15 protein-coding genes are annotated in these 18,520 nt (G+C 45.8%); 9 read left to right on the plus strand and 6 right to left on the minus strand.

Going from position 1 to position 18,520, the window contains the following annotated elements; translation table 11 throughout:
* Positions 1-26: 26 nt before the first annotated feature.
* The 5 genes from rplS to GC130_RS00435 form a co-directional block, all read right to left on the minus strand.
* Positions 27-383 carry a 50S ribosomal protein L19 gene (rplS, locus tag GC130_RS00415; RefSeq protein ID WP_151996269.1) on the minus strand — a complete coding sequence of 119 codons (357 nt, stop codon included), beginning with the start codon at positions 381-383 and terminating at the stop codon, positions 27-29.
* A 98-nt stretch (positions 384-481) separates the two neighbouring features.
* Complete coding sequence (locus GC130_RS00420) at positions 482-1,549, minus strand: LacI family DNA-binding transcriptional regulator (RefSeq protein WP_151996270.1); 1,068 nt, start codon at positions 1,547-1,549, stop codon at positions 482-484.
* 80 nt (positions 1,550-1,629) lie between these two features.
* On the minus strand, positions 1,630-2,304 hold the full coding sequence (gene trmD / locus GC130_RS00425; protein WP_151996271.1) for a tRNA (guanosine(37)-N1)-methyltransferase TrmD: 675 nt from the start codon (positions 2,302-2,304) through the stop codon (positions 1,630-1,632).
* Positions 2,305-2,310: 6 nt separating this feature from the next.
* A complete protein-coding gene (gene rimM, locus GC130_RS00430; RefSeq protein ID WP_151996272.1) occupies positions 2,311-2,835 on the minus strand; it encodes a ribosome maturation factor RimM in 525 nt (174 codons plus the stop codon).
* A 5-nt stretch (positions 2,836-2,840) separates the two neighbouring features.
* Positions 2,841-3,533, minus strand: coding sequence for a 30S ribosomal protein S16 (locus tag GC130_RS00435; protein WP_151996273.1), 693 nt, complete (start codon positions 3,531-3,533; stop codon positions 2,841-2,843).
* Positions 3,534-3,802: 269 nt separating this feature from the next.
* Between GC130_RS00435 and GC130_RS00440 the strand changes: the two genes are divergently transcribed.
* The 9 genes from GC130_RS00440 (at position 3,803) to GC130_RS00480 (ending at position 18,338) form a co-directional block, all read left to right on the plus strand.
* A complete protein-coding gene (locus GC130_RS00440) occupies positions 3,803-6,526 on the plus strand; it encodes a 2-oxoglutarate dehydrogenase E1 component (protein WP_151996274.1) in 2,724 nt (907 codons plus the stop codon).
* A gap of 17 nt (positions 6,527-6,543) precedes the next feature.
* Positions 6,544-8,064, plus strand: a complete 1,521-nt coding sequence (gene odhB / locus GC130_RS00445; RefSeq protein WP_151996275.1) for a 2-oxoglutarate dehydrogenase complex dihydrolipoyllysine-residue succinyltransferase — start codon at positions 6,544-6,546, stop codon at positions 8,062-8,064.
* Positions 8,065-8,098: 34 nt separating this feature from the next.
* The gene (lpdA, locus tag GC130_RS00450) at positions 8,099-9,493 is read left to right on the plus strand and encodes a dihydrolipoyl dehydrogenase (RefSeq protein WP_151996276.1); all 1,395 of its coding nucleotides are present in this window, start codon (positions 8,099-8,101) and stop codon (positions 9,491-9,493) included.
* A 220-nt stretch (positions 9,494-9,713) separates the two neighbouring features.
* Positions 9,714-12,527: a carbamoyl-phosphate synthase large subunit gene (carB, locus tag GC130_RS00455; RefSeq protein WP_151996277.1), complete on the plus strand. Its 2,814-nt coding sequence runs from the start codon at positions 9,714-9,716 to the stop codon at positions 12,525-12,527.
* 26 nt (positions 12,528-12,553) lie between these two features.
* Positions 12,554-12,814 carry a DUF4834 family protein gene (locus tag GC130_RS00460; RefSeq protein ID WP_151996278.1) on the plus strand — a complete coding sequence of 87 codons (261 nt, stop codon included), beginning with the start codon at positions 12,554-12,556 and terminating at the stop codon, positions 12,812-12,814.
* A 134-nt stretch (positions 12,815-12,948) separates the two neighbouring features.
* Positions 12,949-14,676: a hypothetical protein gene (locus GC130_RS00465; protein ID WP_151996279.1), complete on the plus strand. Its 1,728-nt coding sequence runs from the start codon at positions 12,949-12,951 to the stop codon at positions 14,674-14,676.
* Between the two features lie 135 nt (positions 14,677-14,811).
* Positions 14,812-15,654, plus strand: coding sequence for an acetyl-CoA carboxylase, carboxyltransferase subunit beta (accD, locus tag GC130_RS00470; protein WP_151996280.1), 843 nt, complete (start codon positions 14,812-14,814; stop codon positions 15,652-15,654).
* A gap of 151 nt (positions 15,655-15,805) precedes the next feature.
* Positions 15,806-17,104, plus strand: a complete 1,299-nt coding sequence (gene nqrF / locus GC130_RS00475) for an NADH:ubiquinone reductase (Na(+)-transporting) subunit F (RefSeq protein ID WP_151996281.1) — start codon at positions 15,806-15,808, stop codon at positions 17,102-17,104.
* Between the two features lie 31 nt (positions 17,105-17,135).
* Positions 17,136-18,338, plus strand: coding sequence for a formimidoylglutamase (locus tag GC130_RS00480; RefSeq protein ID WP_226940349.1), 1,203 nt, complete (start codon positions 17,136-17,138; stop codon positions 18,336-18,338).
* Here the strand turns inward: GC130_RS00480 and GC130_RS00485 are convergent.
* The gene (locus GC130_RS00485; RefSeq protein ID WP_151996282.1) at positions 18,335-18,520 is read right to left on the minus strand and encodes a PspC domain-containing protein; all 186 of its coding nucleotides are present in this window, start codon (positions 18,518-18,520) and stop codon (positions 18,335-18,337) included. The genes GC130_RS00480 and GC130_RS00485 overlap by 4 nt on opposite strands.

An 18,520-nucleotide genomic window follows, 5' to 3' on the forward strand; every position in this document is an offset into this window, starting at 1 on the left:
GCTTTTCAGCTATTTTATTTAATCCCTTAGGACATTTTTTCTTTGATCCTTGCGGCTTTTCCTTTTCTACCACGAAGGTAGTAAAGACGGGCTCTGCGAACTGATCCCTGACGAACCAATTCAACTTTCTCAACGCTTGGAGACATAATCGGGAAAATTCTTTCCACACCAATACCTGAAGATACTTTTCTTACGGTAAAGGTTTCTCCATTCGTGCTGATATTCTTACGTTGGATAACGGTACCCTGAAACTGCTGGATACGCTCTTTGTTACCTTCCGTGATCTTCACGTGTACATTTATAGTATCACCTGCCTTAAATGCGGGCAGTGAATTTCTCTTCTCCTGGTACTCTGCTTCAACTAGTTTTATCAACTCGCTCATGACTGTCTATTTAAGCCGTATTCTGAAACGGACTGCAAATATACGACTATGTTTTTAAACACAAATAATACAATCAAATAAAAATCTCTCTTTTCAGGTTAAAGTGCTGCAAGTGCCGGCTTATAACTGTCAATATTTTCTTTGGTGATGATTTCCAGGGGTAAAAGGGCCTCCTTGGGTGGAGTTGTCTTAAACACCAGGTGATTGATGAGGTGGCTGATAGACAAGGAGGCTTGCTTGCTTGGGTTTTGATTAATCAGGAAGTTGATATACCCTTCTTTAAGAAAATGAAGGTTCTTTTCCAGTAAATCATAGCCAACGATTCTACAGCCATTTTTGCCGGTCGCTTTCATAAACTCCACTACCTGATAGGCTTTGGAGGTGCTTATGTAAACCCCGTGTAACTGTGGATCGCTGAACAGTTTTTTGAGGTCCGCTTCAAAAGAGGGGTTTTCCGGGGCTTCAAGGTTGATGGTGTTTACCTCCACTTTTATATCAGACATCGAAGCAACATATTCTCTGAAGCCTTTTTCCTTGTCCAAAAGGTGGGCAGAATTTGGCAGATCCTCATGAATATGTAAGATCGCCAGTTTTTTGCCACTGGCCAGTCCGGGGGAAATCAATTCAGCGGCCAGCCGCCCGCTTTGATACAGGTCTTGCCCGATGAAGGACAACGGGTGTGGGTGTTCAATGTGTGTGTTGAACAATATATAAGGCACCTCATTTTTATGAAATTTTTCAAAAAACGGCAGAGCCTCTTTGTAGAATAGTGGTGCCACTACAGCACCGTCGGGGCTTGAAGCAATGGCGTTTTCAAACGCTTTGTTGTACGATTCTTTGTTATGTAGGTCATAAAAATAGTAGTCAATTACAAGTCCCTGCTGCTGCCACTCTCGCTCACTTTGTTGTAGCCCCTCGTGCGACTGCACCCAGAAAGCGTCAAGCTTGGGGTCTGGCAGCACAGCCGCCACCCTAAAGGTTCTGTTGAGGCCAAGGCTTCTGGCGATGAGATTGGGCTTGTAGTCAATTTGGTCAAGGATGGCATGAACTTTCTCAAGCGCCTTATCGGATACTTTGCCTCGCTTGTGCAGCACCCTGTCCACAGTGCCCACAGACACCCCGGCAAGGCGGGCGATATCTTTGATCCGTATATTTTTGTTTTCCATAAAAAATCGAGACCTCTAAATAATCAAAAAAACGAAAGATTGTCTGTATTAATACGGGATAATGTGCTTTTGATGAATGCCTACAATAAATTTGGCCTTCTCTCTCTCGTTCGTTGTAGCGACTGCTCGTGTCTCCAGTCATCAATGAGGGCGTCATTTCCTGAAAGCAACACATCGGGCACTTTCATGCCTTTGTAGTCGGCGGGCCTGCTGTAAACAGGCGGAGCTATGAGGTCATCCTGAAAGGAGTCGGTAAGTGCAGAGGTTTCGTCGTTTAACACACCAGGAATCAGCCTGATTACTGCATCGCATACAATGGCGGCGGCCAATTCTCCTCCCGACAGTACAAAATCGCCAACACTGATTTCTCTGGTAACCAGGTGCTGACGTACTCTTTCGTCCACTCCTTTATAATGCCCGCAGAGCAAAATCATGTTTCCTTTCATAGCCAGGCCGTTGGCCAGCCTTTGGGTCAGCAGCTCCCCATCAGGACTCATATATATAATGTCGTCGTACGTACGTTCGGACTTGAGGGCCTGGATACATCGGTCGATGGGTTCTATTTGCAGCACCATTCCCGCTCCCCCGCCGTAGGCATAATCGTCAACAGTTTTATGTTTGTTAACGGCGTAGTCTCTCAGGTTGTGCACGTTTACTTCCGTCAGGCCTTTGTCGATGGCTCTTTTGAGAATGCTGTGCTCAAATGGACTTTTGAGCAGCTCAGGCACGCAGGAAATAATATCGAATCTTACCATGACTGACTAAGAATCTAAATATATATCAAGCAAACCGGGGGGAAGCTGCAGGGTAACCGATTTCGCTTTTAAATCCACCGCTTTAATAATATCATCGCTGATTGGCACAAGCACTTCCTTTCCCTGGCAATCGATGGCTAGCACGTCGTGCCCCGGAAAGTTAAGGATGTTTGATATGGTGCCCAATACTTTGCCCTCTTCAACTGCCTCAAGCCCTACCAGGTTGTGGAAGAAATATTGCCCTTCGGAAAGTGCCGGCAGTCTGCTTTCTGGGAGGTAGACCTCCGTGCCGGCAAGCTTCTCAGCCGCATCCAAAGACCTCACTTCATCGAAGCGGGCAATGGCTTTTTTGCCATTTAGTGACCAATGCTCTAAAAAAAAAGGAACCAGCTCGTTGTTGATCAACAACAGAACTGATTCCAGATTTTTGTAATGCCCAGGGTCGTCCGAATCGATCCAAACCTGAACATCGCCCTTTGTGCCATGGGTTTTGGTGATTACCCCAAGCTGAAAGCAATCATCCAAATGCATAAGGACTACTCTTCTTTTTTCTCTTCTGCTTCCGGAGCGTCAGCCTTAGGAGCCTCTTCGGCTGGAGCTTCCGCTTTAGGAGCTTCCTCTGCCGCAGGTGCTTCCGCAACCGGAGCCTCTTCTACAACAGGCGTTTCCTCTACCACTGGCGCTGTTTCAGCTACCTCGGCAGCGGGAGTTTCTTCCGCAACCGCTGTTGCTTCTACAGCAGCTTCTTCGCTGGCCTCTGGTGCAGCAGCAACCTCAGCCTTCTTACGAATAGCTTCAGCTCTTGCCTGGCTCACTTTCGTTTCAGCAGCAAGGCGTGATTTTCTTTCGTCTTCTTTCTTCTTAGCAAGAGACTCAACTTTACCTGTTACTTTAGAGTCTTGTTGGTTCTTCCACTCTTCGAACTTAGCATCAGCTTGTTCCTGAGTAATGGCTCCTTTGTTCACACCGATTTGAAGGTGTTTTTTCAAAAGAATGCCTCTGTAAGAAAGCATGGCTCTAACGGTGTCAGAAGGTTGTGCACCTTTCATCACCCAGTCAAAGGCCTTTTCATCATTCAAAACAATTGTTGCCGGATTGGTATTTGGATTGTACGTTCCCAATTTCTCGATGAACTTACCATCACGTGGCGAAGTACTGTTGGCCACAACCACATCAAACATTGCAAGTTTTTTACGTCCTCGACGTGTTAACCTGATTTTAACTGCCATTTTTTGTTCGTTTTATTTAATCTCTTCCGGAACCCGTCCGGAAAATTGGATCGCAAAGTTAGTGATTTTTTTGTAAAAGCAACTCATCTACAGCAAATTGATAACTGGTTCGGCAGTGAAATGTGCGGATGACTTTAACTGCCCGTTGGTTGGACTAGAAAAATGAGCCTTTAAATCAAAATAGCATGTATATTTGTTAAAACGAATATACAGTTTTAATACGTTTAATGTATTATATACCTTTACCTAATTAAACGTCACCCAAGAACATGGATAAATATTCCTATATCGCCAACGCACACTCGTCTTACATCGATGAACTATACCAAAGTTACAAACAAGACCCTGAGTCAGTAGACATTACCTGGCAGAAATTTTTTGAGGGATTTGAGTTTTCTCAATCGAAGTATGGAGAAAATGGTCAAGCCGCCACTACCTCCGGAGGCGTGTCGGACAAAGAGATCGCTGTTAGTAATCTTATTCATGCCTACAGAACACGTGGCCACCTTAAATCCAAAACCAATCCGGTAAGGGAAAGGAAGGATCGGAAGGCCTTACTTGACCTTAGTGACTTCGGGTTGTCGGAAGCGGATCTTGATGTTGAGTTTCAGTCGGGGGCGACGATTGGTATTGGGAAAGCGACGCTTAGGAAAATTGTTGAGTCGCTTAAGCAGATTTACGAAGGGGCCGTCGGCTTCGAATATATGTATATCAGGGAGCCGGATATTTTGGAGTGGTACAAAAAGAAGGTGGAATTCGACGCCTTGAATTTTAACCCTTCTATTGACGAGAAAAAAAGGATACTAAGGAAGCTGAACGAGGCGGTTGTTTTCGAGAATTTCCTTCACACTAAATATGTAGGTCAAAAGAGATTCTCTCTGGAGGGTGGCGAAACAACAATAGCAGCACTTGACGCAATAATTAATAAAGGAGCTGAACTGGGTGTACAGGAAGTGATGATAGGCATGGCTCACCGGGGTAGGCTGAATGTGCTGGCCAATATCATGGGGAAAACCTATGAGCAGATATTCAATGAGTTTGAAGGGAATGCAGCCACCGACCAGACCATGGGCGATGGTGATGTAAAATACCATATGGGCTACTCCAGCCAGATAGTAACTCCTTCGGGCAACACAGTAGACCTCAGGTTGGCGCCCAACCCATCTCACCTCGAGGCGGTTGATCCGTTAGTGGAAGGGTTTCTGAGAGCAAAGGTCGACCGGGAGTTCAAAAATGATGCGACAAAAGTGCTTCCCATTCTTATCCACGGAGATGCGGCTGTGGCTGGCCAGGGCATAGTATACGAAGTTGTTCAAATGAGTAAGCTGGATGGTTATACCACAGGTGGTACTATTCACTTTGTTATCAATAACCAGGTTGGCTTTACAACAGACTTTGACGACGCCAGATCCAGTATCTACTGTACGGATGTGGCTAAAGTAATCGACTCGCCAGTACTTCATGTAAATGGTGATCAGCCCGAGGCAGTTATTTTCTGTGTTAACCTGGCTGTGGAGTTCAGACAGAAGTTCCAAAGAGACGTGTTTATTGACATGGTGTGCTACCGTCGGCACGGGCACAACGAAAGTGATGAGCCGAAGTTCACCCAGCCATCGCTTTACAATATTATATCGAAGCACCCCAACCCACGGGAAGTATATAACAAGCACTTGATAGAAAGAGGCGATGTGGATGCCCAACTGGCTGACAAAATGGATTCGGAGTTCAGAGACCTTTTGCAGGACAGGCTCAACATGGTGAAGCAAAAGCCGCTCCCTTATCAATATTCCCCAATGGAGAAGGAGTGGCAGGAGCTAAGAATTTCAAAGCCAGATGATTTTGAAAATCCGCCTAAAACTTCTGTTGATCAGAAAGTAATCGATAAAGTAGGCAAGGCGCTCACAACTATTCCAAAGGGCTTCAAGCCATTGAAGCAAATTGACAAAGTGCTGAAGCAGCGCACCGAGATGATTTTCGAAGAGAAGTCTGTCAACTGGGCAACTGCTGAACTACTGGCTTATGGGTCGCTGCTTCTTGAGAAAAAGATTGTCAGAATGACTGGCCAGGATGTGCAAAGGGGCACTTTTTCTCACAGGCACTCTGTGTTGCGTGACAGTGTCACTAATAAGCCCCACAATAGTTTGGATCACATTGAGGAAGGTCAGGAAAAGTTCAGGATTTTCAACTCATTGCTTTCAGAGTTTGGTGTGCTTGGCTTTGAGTTTGGTTATGCCATGGCCAACCCAAATGCGCTGGTTATCTGGGAAGCGCAGTTTGGTGATTTTGCCAACGGTGCGCAAGTGATGACTGATCAGTTCATCGTGCCATCGTATACCAAATGGCAGCGAATGAACGGCCTTGTATTGTTATTGCCTCACGGCTACGAAGGTCAGGGGCCAGAGCACTCCAATGCTCGCCCTGAGCGATTCCTTCAGATGTGCTCTGGCAACAACATGTTTTTCTGCAACCTGACTACACCTGCCAATTTCTTCCATATGCTGCGTCGCCAGTTGGTAATGCCGTTCCGAATGCCTGCCGTATTAATGTCACCAAAATCGCTGTTCCGTCATCCGCTAGTGATGTCGCCAATCAGCGACTTGACTGAAGGTGGTTTCCAGGAGGTAATTGGCGACACTGAAGTGAAAGCGAAGGACGTGAAAAAGCTTATCCTGTGCACTGGCAAGATTTATTTTGACCTACTGGACGAACGTCAGAAAAGTAATAGAAAAGACGTTGCACTTGTTCGTGTGGAGCAGCTTCATCCTTTCCCGAGAAAGAAAATCCTCGCAGAAATCAATAAATACAAAGGAGCCAAACTCGTGTGGGCCCAGGAGGAACCCGAAAATATGGGTGCCTGGACCTTCTTGCTAAGGATGTTCCCTGAAGTGAGAATGGAATTGGTTTCAAGGAAAGCAGCAGCCTCTCCTGCCACTGGCTACTACAAACTGCACAACAAAGAGCAGGAAGAGATTGTACAAAAAGCATTTGCATAATTAAACCCTAATAAATAATGAGCCTTGAAGTTAAAATCCCCGCAGTAGGGGAATCAATAACCGAAGTAACCATTGCCAAGTGGTTAAAGAATGATGGTGACATTGTGGAGAGGGACGAACTTCTGTGTGAGCTGGAATCTGACAAAGCCACTTTCGAGCTAAACGCTGAGTCAGCCGGAAAAATAAAGATTTTGGTCAAAGAGGGAGAAACTGTTGAGATTGGTGCTGTTATATGCAGTATTGACACCGATAGTGCAGCTCCTGCAAAAGAAGAGAAAAAGGAAGAAAAGTCAACGTCGGCTAAAGAGGCGACATCGACTGGTGAGACAATCGAAATGCATGTCCCCACGGTTGGCGAGTCCATCAATGAGGTGACCATATCTTCCTGGGTCAAAAAGGACGGCGAAATTGTGCAGCTAGATGAAGTAATCGCTGAAATTGAATCTGACAAAGCCACTTTTGAACTCACCGCCGAAGCTACAGGCAAGCTTCAGGTCATCGCCAAGGAAGGAGAAACACTTGAGATAGGTGCTTTAATATGCAAAATTGAAGTTATGGAAGGTGCGGTTGCTAAAGAGGAGGCCAAAAGCCCTGCCCCGGCTGCTGCTCCTACAACATCAGGCAGTTCATCTTATGCAGCTGGGCATGCATCTCCGGCAGCAGCAAAGGTTATGGCAGAGAAAGGACTTTCTGCTTCTGATGTGAAAGCAACCGGAGTTGACGGTCGTATCACGCAAGAAGATGCCATGAAAGCTGAAAAGTCGGCAGCTCCAAAATCTGATGCTGGCAAGCCAGCAACTCCGTCCTATGCCGCACCTCAAATCGGTGGCGGTGTTTCAAGGGGGCAGAGACGAGAGAAAATGTCATCTCTTCGCAAGACTATTTCAAGAAGGCTGGTTTCTGTAAAGAATGAGACAGCCATGCTCACTACTTTCAATGAGGTGAACATGGGCCCGGTAATGGAATTGAGAAAGAAATACAAAGACAGCTTCAAGGAAAAGTACGAAGTTGGCCTGGGCTTTATGTCATTCTTTACCAAAGCAATTACAATGGCGTTGAAAGAATGGCCTGCCGTAAATGCACAGATCGACGGGGAAGAAATCGTGTATAACGATTATGCCGACGTTTCGATAGCGGTGTCCACGCCAAAAGGTCTTGTTGTGCCTGTAATAAGAAATGCAGAAGCACTTAGCTTCGATCAAATAGAAAAGGAAATAGTGAGACTGGCATTGAAAGCCAGAGACGGAAAGTTGAGCATTGACGAAATGCAAGGCGGTACATTCACCATTACCAATGGAGGCATTTTTGGTTCCATGCTTTCTACACCTATTATTAATGCGCCCCAGGCAGCTATTCTGGGTATGCACAATATAGTAGAAAGGGCTGTCGTGGAAAACGGCCAGGTAGTTGTCAGGCCGATCATGTACGTGGCCCTCTCTTACGATCACCGCATCATTGATGGTCGTGAGTCTGTCAGCTTCCTTGTACGTGTGAAGCAACTGCTCGAAGATCCTAGCAGGCTTCTTCTGGGAGTGTAAAACCCGTTACTATTTTTTAATTAAAACAAACAACATGGATTATCAGGTAACAGTAATTGGTTCAGGACCCGGCGGATACGTAGCAGCCATCAGGTGCGCACAGTTGGGTTTAAAAACGGCGATTATTGAGAAATATGATAGCCTGGGAGGCACCTGTCTCAACGTCGGTTGTATCCCGTCAAAGGCGCTCCTCGATTCAAGCGAGCACTTCCACAATGCAGCACACATATTTAAGGAGCATGGGATTGACATTCCTCAGCCGAAAGTGAATTTGAAGCAAATGATAGCCAGGAAAACGGACGTGGTGAAGCAAAACACCGACGGCATCAACTTTCTGATGAAAAAGAACAAGATCGATGTTTTTCATGGCATGGGTTCCTTTATAGATAAGAACACCATCAAAGTTTCAGGAAAAGAAGAAAAGAAGATTACCACCGAGAAAGTAATCATTGCTACCGGCTCCAAGCCAGCAAGTCTTCCTTTTGTTAAAATCGATAAGAAAAGGATCATCACCAGCACCGAGGCTCTCGAACTGACCGAAGTGCCAAAGCACATGATTGTGATTGGTGGTGGCGTTATAGGTATGGAGCTGGGCTCTGTGTATGCAAGATTGGGGGCCAAGGTGTCAGTTGTGGAATTCCTCGATAGCATCATCCCGACGATGGATTCAACCATGGGCAAGGAGCTTCAAAAGTCGCTGAAGGGACTTGGCATGGAGTTTTACCTGTCTCATAAAGTGACTGCGGTGGAGGCTAAGGGCAAGGAAGTGACCATAACAGCCGAGACTCCGAAAGGTGAAAAGGTAGACCTCAAAGGAGACTACTGCCTGGTGTCGATAGGAAGAAAGGCCTACACTGAAGGACTTGGCCTGGACAAAGCTGGGGTGAAAGTAACCGACAGAGGCCTGGTTGAAGTGGACGGTCACCTGAGAACAAACGTGGACAATATTTGGGCTATTGGCGATGTGATTAAAGGCGCCATGCTTGCTCACAAGGCCGAGGAGGAAGGTGTGTTTGTGGCTGAAACCATTATGGGGCAGAAGCCTCACATTAATTACAACCTGATCCCCGGTGTTGTATACACCTGGCCGGAAGTGGCCGCTGTGGGCTACACCGAGGAGCAGCTTAAAGATCAGAAAAAAGAATATAAGGTCGGAAAGTTTCCGTTCAAGGCGCTTGGCAGAGCCAGAGCATCAGGCGATGTGGACGGACTGGTAAAGGTATTGGCCGATAAGCAAACTGACGAAATACTGGGCATTCACATCATTGGCGCAAGAGCGGCCGACATGATTGCCGCTGGCGTCACAGCCATGGAATTCAGGGCCTCTGCTGAGGATGTGTCACGCATGTCGCACGCACACCCCACTTACATGGAGGCCGTGAAAGAAGCGTGTTTGGCAGCAACGGACAACCGACCAATTCACATGTAAAAAAACAGATTGAACTTAAAAAAGCCACTCTCGCAGGGTGGCTTTTTTATTGGTATCCAATCGACTCATGAGATTCTTCGAGCCGACAGGGCCCGCTTGTCAATCATCTTCATTTTTCTTCCCCATCTTTCCGAAATCTCTTTTGATAATCGGGCGGTGGCATATAACTTTGCCGGGATTTGTGAATTGCTAACCCTCCTTTTAACGATAGATTCTAAAGATGCCTAAAGACCCCAGTATCAAATCAATTCTAATCATTGGAAGCGGCCCTATTGTCATCGGACAGGCCTGTGAATTCGACTATGCCGGTTCACAAGCATCAAGGTCACTTCGTGAAGAAGGAATAGAAGTTATACTGATTAACTCGAATCCGGCCACGATTATGACCGACAAGGTCACAGCTGATCACGTGTATCTGTTGCCGCTGGAGAAGAAATACATCAAGCAGATACTTGAAAAGCACAAAATTGATGCGGTTTTGCCCACAATGGGCGGTCAAACTGCCCTTAACCTGGCCATTGATTGTGAAAAGGCAGGCCTTTGGGAAAAATATGGCGTCAGGATCATAGGTGTAGACATTGCCGCCATAGAGACCACCGAAGACCGGGAGAAATTCCGGTTGAAGATGCACGAGCTGAAGGTAAATGTATGTAAAGGATCGACAGCCACTTCCTTCCTTCAGGGAAAAGAAATAGCACAGGAAATAGGCTTCCCGCTGGTTATCCGACCATCCTATACATTAGGCGGAAGCGGCGGTGGGTTTGTTGAGAAACCGGAGGATTTTGATCAGGCACTGAACAACGGTTTACATGCGTCACCAATTCATGAAGTGCTGGTGGAGCAGAGCATCCTCGGCTGGAAGGAATATGAGCTTGAGCTGCTAAGGGACAATATTGGCAACATCATCATTATCTGCTCCATTGAGAATTTTGACCCAATGGGTGTGCATACTGGCGACTCGATCACCGTGGCACCGGCCATGACCTTGCCTGATACCATATACCAGCACATGCGTGACCTGGCTATCAGGATGATGAATGGCATTGGTATGTTTGCCGGGGGATGCAACGTTCAGTTTGCGGTTAACCCTGAAGACGACATGATCGTTGGCATCGAGATCAACCCAAGGGTATCTCGTTCTTCGGCCCTTGCTTCAAAAGCTACCGGCTATCCAATTGCCAAAATAGCGGCTAAGCTAGCCATTGGCTATAACCTTGATGAACTCAAAAACCAAATTACGGGCAGCACTTCAGCATTTTTTGAGCCGGCGCTCGACTATGTCATTGTGAAGATTCCACGCTGGAACTTTGATAAGTTTAAGGGAGCCGATCGCCGCCTTGGCCTTCAGATGAAGTCAGTGGGTGAAGTAATGGGCATAGGCCGTAACTTTCAGGAGGCACTTCAAAAGGCTTGCCAGTCACTTGAGATAAAAAGAAACGGCTTGGGTGCCGATGGTAAGGAAGTCACTAATCAGGAGCAAATCCTGGAGAGCCTCCGCCATCCCAGTTGGAACAGGCTCTTCCATGTATATGACGCCATTAAGCTGGGCATTCCGTTGAAGACCATTCACAAGCTCAGCAAAATTGATATGTGGTTCCTCGACCAGATTGAGGAGCTCCTAAAATTAGAGAATGAAATCGAATCGTTTACGATAGAGACCATTCCAGCGGAAATTCTTCGAATAGCCAAAACCAAAGGTTACGCCGACCGACAAATCGCCCACCTTTTGGGTTGCCTGGAAAGCGAAGTGCACACCAAGCGTCACGCATTGGGAATAAAAAGGGTTTACAAACTTGTGGATACCTGCGCTGCGGAGTTTGAAGCGAAAACGCCTTACTATTATAGCACTTTTGATGACGAGAATGAGTCGGTAAGAAGTGACAGGAAGAAAGTTGTGATTCTGGGCTCTGGACCCAACCGAATTGGTCAGGGAATCGAGTTTGATTACTCTTGCGTGCATGGTGTGCTGGCAGCAAAGGAATGCGGCTACGAAACCATCATGATCAATTGCAATCCAGAGACGGTTTCTACTGACTTTGATATTGCCGACAAGCTGTACTTCGAGCCAGTTTTCTGGGAGCATATCTACGACATCATTTTGCATGAGCAGCCGGAGGGTGTCATTGTGCAGTTAGGTGGGCAGACAGCACTTAAGCTCGCAGAAAAGCTCGAAAGATATGGCATCAAGATTATCGGAACCGACTATAAGTCTCTTGACCTTGCGGAGGATAGAGGTAGCTTTTCTTCCCTGCTAAAGGAGAACAACATTCCGTATCCTGAGTTTGGTGTGATAGAAGATGCCGACCAGGCCATTGAGCTGTCGAAGAAGCTTGGTTTTCCTTTGCTGGTGCGTCCATCCTACGTTTTGGGAGGCCAAAGCATGAAAATTGTGATCAATGAGCAGGAGCTTGAGTCACATGTAATAGATCTTCTTAAAGACATTCCGGGTAACAAGGTACTTCTCGATCACTTCCTTGACGGTGCTATCGAAGCGGAGGCGGATGCTATTTGCGATGGAGAAGACGTTTACATTATTGGTATCATGCAGCATATCGAGCCGGCGGGAATTCACTCTGGCGATTCCTATGCTGTGCTTCCTCCTTACAACCTGGGAGACTTCATTATTCGGCAGATTGAGCAGCACACCAAAACCATTGCTTTGGCGCTGAAAACGGTTGGTCTTATCAACATTCAGTTTGCAATAAAAGACGACCAGGTGTATATTATTGAGGCAAACCCGAGAGCATCACGCACTGTGCCGTTTATATGCAAAGCCTACGATGAACCTTATGTGAACTATGCCACAAAGGTGATGTTAGGGGAGAAGAAAGTGAAGGATTTCAAATTTTCTCCGAAAAAACACGGATATGCAATCAAGGTTCCCGTATTTTCTTTCAACAAGTTCCCCAATGTGAATAAGGAGCTTGGCCCGGAAATGAAATCGACGGGCGAAGCTATATATTTCATTGACGATCTGATGGATGACTACTTCTTAAAGATTTATTCAGAACGAAATCTTTATTTGAGTCGTTAAACAGTAAGACTTAAAATTTAAAGCAGATGTTTAAATTCATTCTCATACTCTTAATATTCTTTTACGTCTTCTATAAAGTAGGCGGCTTCATCATGAGGGCCCTTTATTTTGGATCGGGGAGACAATATCAGCAGCGCCAGCAGCAACAGTATAGGAGCAGAACAACGACCAACGCCCGCCACGAGGAAATAAAAGTGGACTATATCCCTGAAGACGAGGTGAAAAAACGGAAATCATCGTCAGGGAAGATAGGTGGGGAGTACGTAGATTATGAGGAGGTAAAATAGACTGCTGACAATATTTTGATTTTATAGTGAAAAGCGCTTCAATTGAAGCGCTTTTGTTTTTTTCTGATGGCAAGTAAGACTTCGATCACTTGACTATTCGGAAATAGTATTATTTTTATGATAATTTAGCTTTTATGAATAATAGAATACTATTCTACCTGCTTGTAGCTTCGTTTTTTCTATCGGTGGCAGCTCCTGTAGTTGCCCAGGAACAGGAAGCCGAAGATCCTTTTGCCGATTATTCCTATCTATGGGAAAACACAAAAAAGAAGAAAAAGAAAAAAGACAAGAAAGCTGAGAAGGTTGATCAGCCAACGGTGGCAGCCGATACCCTCACTGCACCAGTACCCGTGGTCGACACACTCACGCTGCCAACACAGCCTCTCGACTCAATAACACCAGTTACTACTTACCAGGCTGATACAATTCCAGCAACAGACAGTCTGCAGGCGCCCATTGAGGAGGAAAAATTTGAGAGTGAGCCAGAAGAAGAAAAAAAGATAAAGGAGCCGAAGGAAGAACGGGAAAAAAGGGAAGTTGAACCAGTTCCTGAAGATTTCAGGGCTGGGCCGCCCGACAGTGAATCCGGAGGGTCTTTCACCGGAGGGGTGACCTACACCAAGATTGGAGATGAGAATTTTGTCGGCTTGGTACTTGCTCCGGAATTCAAAATTTGGAAAATAGGCCTCGGTCTCAATGTGCCAGTCTTGTATGGGCTGGAGAGCCAGGCTATCAGGACGGAGATTTTTGAGGGAGGCATCGGTGCTGCCAGACTGATCAGATACATCAGGTACGGTTCGCAAAAAAGAGATCCTGTTTATGTCCGTGTTGGTGAGCTGAATAATACCATGATCGGTTTTGGGGGCTTGATTAACAACTATACCAACACAACCAGCTATGAAAAACGTAAACTTGGGCTTCACTACGACTTGAATTTCAAAGGGCTGTTTGGCCTGGAGGGTATGTACAGCGATTTTGACCCCGCCTCGCTCAATCTGCTGGCTGTACGGCCTTATGTGCGCCCGATGGCCTGGACGATTATACCGATTGTCAGGACGCTGGAGATTGGAGCCACTGTTATTAAGGACAAAGACCAGACCCAGCGGCCAACCAGCGACAGCACTTTTGTGGTGAATCAATTTACAGCGGATGGCGTCGGTGCCTTTGGCCTCGATGCCGGTATCAATTTACTGAGGATTCCTTTTATTCAGATCGACGCATTCGTCAATTATTCCAGGCTGAATGTGGGAACTGCCGCTTTAACAGACTCAATTGCTACAATATATGCCTCACAGGGTGATACAAGGGAATTTACAGATGGCCACGGAATCAGCGGTGGAATCAATTTTCGTTTCAATTTCATCGCCGACCTTCTCAGCACTGACATGAGAATTGAGCGTCTTACTTATACTGATAATTATTTGCCCCAGTTTTTTGATGCCTCCTATGAACTGAACAAGGATGCCCGGTTGCTTTCGCTAGCCAATGCTGGGAAAATGAGTGGCATATATGGTAGCCTCACAGGGCACATATTGCAGAAGGTGCAACTTGGCGGCAGCATTTTGTTGCCCGACGACGTTTCCGAAACAGCACCTGCCGTGGTGAGGTTAAATGCTGATGTGGACAGGCTTGGCGACAAGGTGTCGATTCACGGAAGCTATGTGAAAGGCAACCTGTCCACCCTGAAAGACGCATTTAAGCTTGACGAAAGATCCCTGGTCAAGGTGCGCTTCATTTACCACCTCAATAGGTTTTTGGCCGCAGGCGTTGACTATTACTGGGCCTTTGCTCCAACAGCCGACGGCTCCTACAAAGCCACGCAATATTTCTCACCATACTTTGGAGTAAGCATTAAGTTTTAGCAGTCGATGCGGGTAATAAATTTGAATGCCCAAAAGTTGGTTTATTCATTGCATGCGGGAACTTAGCATCTATTTAATTCGTCGTTACTTTTAAAGAATATCTAATATCTTTGCAGTCCAACAATTGGAAACAGTATGGCGTGGTTTAAGAGACAGGACAAGGGAATATTAACACCAACTGACGAGAAGAGGGAGGCACCTGACGGACTATGGTACAAGACGCCAAGTGGCAATATTATTCACATCAGAGAGCTGAAAAACAACGCATACGTTTGTCCAGACGATGATTTTCATGTTCGTATTGGCTCAAAAGAGTATTTCGAAATACTTTTTGACAACAATAAGTTTCAAGAGCTTGATGCCAACATGAAGTCAGCTGACCCGCTCAAGTTCACAGACTCGGCTCCCTATCCAAAGCGAATTGAGGCCTCTATTAAGAAGACGGGGCTGAATGATGCTGTGAGATCGGCAGTTGGCAAAATGAACGGCTCCGAAATAGTGATTGCCTGTATGGATTTCACCTTTATTGGTGGCTCAATGGGTTCGGTCGTGGGGGAGAAAATCGCCAGGGCAATCGATCATAGCCTTAAGCATAAGATTCCATTCCTTATGATTTCCAAATCAGGGGGTGCCAGAATGATGGAGGCAGGCTTCTCGCTGATGCAGATGGCTAAAACATCGGCAAAATTGGCGCTCTTGTCCGAAGCAAAAATACCCTATATCTCATTATTAACGGACCCAACTACCGGCGGTGTAACAGCTTCATTTGCGATGCTTGGTGACTTTAATATAGCAGAGCCTGGAGCATTAATTGGTTTTGCCGGGCCAAGGGTCATCCGTGAAACGATTGGAAAAGATCTTCCTAAGGGTTTTCAAAGTGCTGAGTTTGTGCTTGATCACGGTTTTCTGGACTTTATTGTCGATAGAAGGAACCTGAAGACAAAACTCACCAATCTTTTGAAGCTCATCAATAATTAATCTATAAAAGCTGATAACTAAACCGGGCACGCAGGGTTAAACCATAGCACTTGCTAATTATATTCAAATTTTCATTGTTTGGTTAATGGAAAACCCGTGTTATAGATATATTTGTGTCTGTTAAGTAAGAACCAAAAATCTTTCATAGTCAATGACATCTATTGTTCTAACTTCTATTGTAGCCTTTACCGTCATCATTCTTTTGTTGGTGGCAATTCTTCTGGTGGCTCAGGCCAAGCTGGTTCAACAAGGCGACGTGCGGATCATTGTTAACGGGGACGAGAAGAACCCCCTTATAGCAGCAGCTGGTACAAGCCTTCTGTCGACATTGTCTGGCCAAAAAATATTTCTTCCCTCAGCTTGTGGCGGAGGTGGTACTTGTGCCATGTGTAAATGTAAGGTGCTGGATGGTGGAGGCGACGTTCTTCCCACAGAAGTTGGTCACCTGAGCAGAAGCGAGCAGAAGGAGCACGTTAGGCTTGGCTGCCAGGTGAAGGTGAAGCAAGACATGAGAATAGAGATACCTGAAGAAATCTTCGGTATCAAGAAATGGGAAGCGACTGTTGTCAGAAACTACAACGTGGCTTCATTTATCAAAGAATTTGTTGTTGAGATTCCTGAGGATATGGACTACCAGGCAGGTGGCTATATTCAGATTGAGGTTCCCAAATGTACGGTTGATTTCAAAGACATGGACATTACTGCCCACCCTAAGGAGCACGATGATCCAATGAAATTTCAGAAGGAGTGGGATAAATTTGGTCTTTGGGATTTGAAAATGGTTAACCCTGAATCTGCTGAAAGAGCTTACTCTATGGCATCTTATCCTGCTGAGGGCAGAGAGATCATGCTAAACGTGAGGATTGCTACACCTCCATGGGACAGAGCAAATAATGGCTGGATGAAGGTCAATCCAGGCTTAGCTTCTTCGTACATCTTTTCAAGAAAGCCAGGCGATAAGGTGACCATTTCAGGGCCTTACGGAGAGTTCTTCATTAATCCTTCTGACGCAGAAATGCTGTACGTAGGTGGAGGCGCTGGTATGGCACCAATGAGATCACACCTTTATCAGCTTTTTAAAACTTTGAAAACTGGCAGAACCGTCACTTTCTGGTATGGTGGCCGTTCGAAAAGAGAACTATTTTACCTTGACCACTTTTATCAGCTAGAAAAGGCTTTTTCTAACTTCAAATTCTTTGTAGTGCTTTCGGAGCCATTGCCCGAGGATAACTGGAAAGTGAAGAAAGATGTAAACGACAAAGACGGAGACGGATTCTTAGGCTTTGTTCACCAGGCCGTAATAGACCAATACCTCAGCAAGCACGAGTCTCCTGAAGAAATAGAGCTTTACTTCTGCGGACCTCCTATGATGAACTCTGCAGTTCAAAAAATGGGAGAGGATTTTGGTATCCCGGATGAAAATATTCGATTTGATGACTTCGGAGGATAATCTCTGAATCAAGACACTGTAAAAGGGAAAAATGAAAATTTTTCCCTTTTTTTATGATTCAATCTCAAGCGAGCAAATGGACTTCAAGCTTTTTTTCGACCCGGTTTCTTCAGATGTCACCAAAGCATTGCCGAAGTCTGCATTTCTAAAGAGCATCAGGATATTCTCCAACAAGATGCCAGACCTGAAGAACACTGACATAGCAATTGTTGGGATCAAAGAGCACAGAGGCGAAAACAGTGGTGAAGGCATTGATCAATCGTCAGATGCAATTCGAAAAAAGCTTTATGGGCTGAGCAAAGGGCTTGGTAAGAATAACATCGTTGATCTCGGCAATTTGCGAAACGGGCCGACCGCCGAAGACACCGTTCTAAGACTGAAAGAGGTGGTGCAATCGTTGCTGGAAAAGGATATTCTGCCAATTATTGTCGGGGGCTCACATGATATCGACTATGGCCAGTACATGGCATATGAGACTTTCGACAAGATGATCTCGGTGCTTGGCGTTGACAGTTCATTCGATTTAGAGGACGATAAAAAGGCCTCAGACGCTGATCGTCGACTACATAGAATCCTTGTTCATCAGCCCAATTACCTTTTTAACTATACTCACCTTGCCTTTCAAACCTATCTGGTTGACCAGCAGGCGCTGAACATCGTCGAGAAATTTTATTTTGAAGCTGTACGCCTCGGGGTCTTGAGAGAAAGTATTGACGAAATGGAACCGTCTATCCGGCAGGCTGACATGCTGAGCTTCGACATATCGGCACTGAGTTCTATTTATGCACCAGGAGGACAACATGCCCAAGTTTTTGGCCTTACTGGTGAGGAGGCTTGTCAAATTTGCTGGTATGCGGGCAACAGCGAGAAGCTCAGTTCTGCTGGCTTCTATGGCTACAACCTGCTGAAAGACGATATTCGTAGCTCAACCGCCATGGTAACAGCCACGATGATCTGGTACTTTATAGAGGGATACTATCACAGGAAAGACGACAGGCACTTTAGGGAGAAAGACTACACTAAGTACGTGGTGTCGATGAACAACCAGCCCTCCACCATTACATTTTTCAAGAGCCAGTCGTCAGAAAAGTGGTGGATGGAAGTGCCATATCCGGGAGGAAAAGCCAAGTACAGCAGAAATAGCATTGTGCCGTGTAGCTACAAAGATTATGAAACGGCTACCAAAGGTGAAATTCCGGAAAGATGGATGACCACCCATGCCAAGCTGAATTAACTTTCTGGCACTACTATCCACATGATGATGTATACAAGTATGCCTGGAAAAGCAGCGCTAAGTAGAGACAGGACAACATAGCCAAGGCGAACCATGGTAGGATCCCACCCAAAATAGTCGGCAATTCCTGCGCAAACACCGCCCAGCATTTTATCTCTTGATCTTGTTAGTCTTTGAGTCAT

It is taken from the genome of Imperialibacter sp. EC-SDR9 (assembly GCF_902498805.1).
In the GTDB taxonomy this organism is placed as follows: domain Bacteria; phylum Bacteroidota; class Bacteroidia; order Cytophagales; family Cyclobacteriaceae; genus Imperialibacter.

Excerpts from the sequence above, each read along its gene's own strand:
- rplS (WP_151996269.1), bottom strand. The coding sequence starts at position 383 with ATGAGCGAGTTGATAAAACTAGTTGAAGCAGAGTACCAGGAGAAGAGA.
- GC130_RS00420 (WP_151996270.1), bottom strand. The coding sequence starts at position 1,549 with ATGGAAAACAAAAATATACGGATCAAAGATATCGCCCGCCTTGCCGGG.
- trmD (WP_151996271.1), bottom strand. The coding sequence starts at position 2,304 with ATGGTAAGATTCGATATTATTTCCTGCGTGCCTGAGCTGCTCAAAAGT.
- rimM (WP_151996272.1), bottom strand. The coding sequence starts at position 2,835 with ATGCATTTGGATGATTGCTTTCAGCTTGGGGTAATCACCAAAACCCAT.
- GC130_RS00435 (WP_151996273.1), bottom strand. The coding sequence starts at position 3,533 with ATGGCAGTTAAAATCAGGTTAACACGTCGAGGACGTAAAAAACTTGCA.
- GC130_RS00440 (WP_151996274.1), top strand. The coding sequence starts at position 3,803 with ATGGATAAATATTCCTATATCGCCAACGCACACTCGTCTTACATCGAT.
- odhB (WP_151996275.1), top strand. The coding sequence starts at position 6,544 with ATGAGCCTTGAAGTTAAAATCCCCGCAGTAGGGGAATCAATAACCGAA.
- lpdA (WP_151996276.1), top strand. The coding sequence starts at position 8,099 with ATGGATTATCAGGTAACAGTAATTGGTTCAGGACCCGGCGGATACGTA.
- carB (WP_151996277.1), top strand. The coding sequence starts at position 9,714 with ATGCCTAAAGACCCCAGTATCAAATCAATTCTAATCATTGGAAGCGGC.
- GC130_RS00460 (WP_151996278.1), top strand. The coding sequence starts at position 12,554 with ATGTTTAAATTCATTCTCATACTCTTAATATTCTTTTACGTCTTCTAT.
- GC130_RS00465 (WP_151996279.1), top strand. The coding sequence starts at position 12,949 with ATGAATAATAGAATACTATTCTACCTGCTTGTAGCTTCGTTTTTTCTA.
- accD (WP_151996280.1), top strand. The coding sequence starts at position 14,812 with ATGGCGTGGTTTAAGAGACAGGACAAGGGAATATTAACACCAACTGAC.
- nqrF (WP_151996281.1), top strand. The coding sequence starts at position 15,806 with ATGACATCTATTGTTCTAACTTCTATTGTAGCCTTTACCGTCATCATT.
- GC130_RS00480 (WP_226940349.1), top strand. The coding sequence starts at position 17,136 with ATGAAAATTTTTCCCTTTTTTTATGATTCAATCTCAAGCGAGCAAATG.
- GC130_RS00485 (WP_151996282.1), bottom strand. The coding sequence starts at position 18,520 with ATGACTCAAAGACTAACAAGATCAAGAGATAAAATGCTGGGCGGTGTT.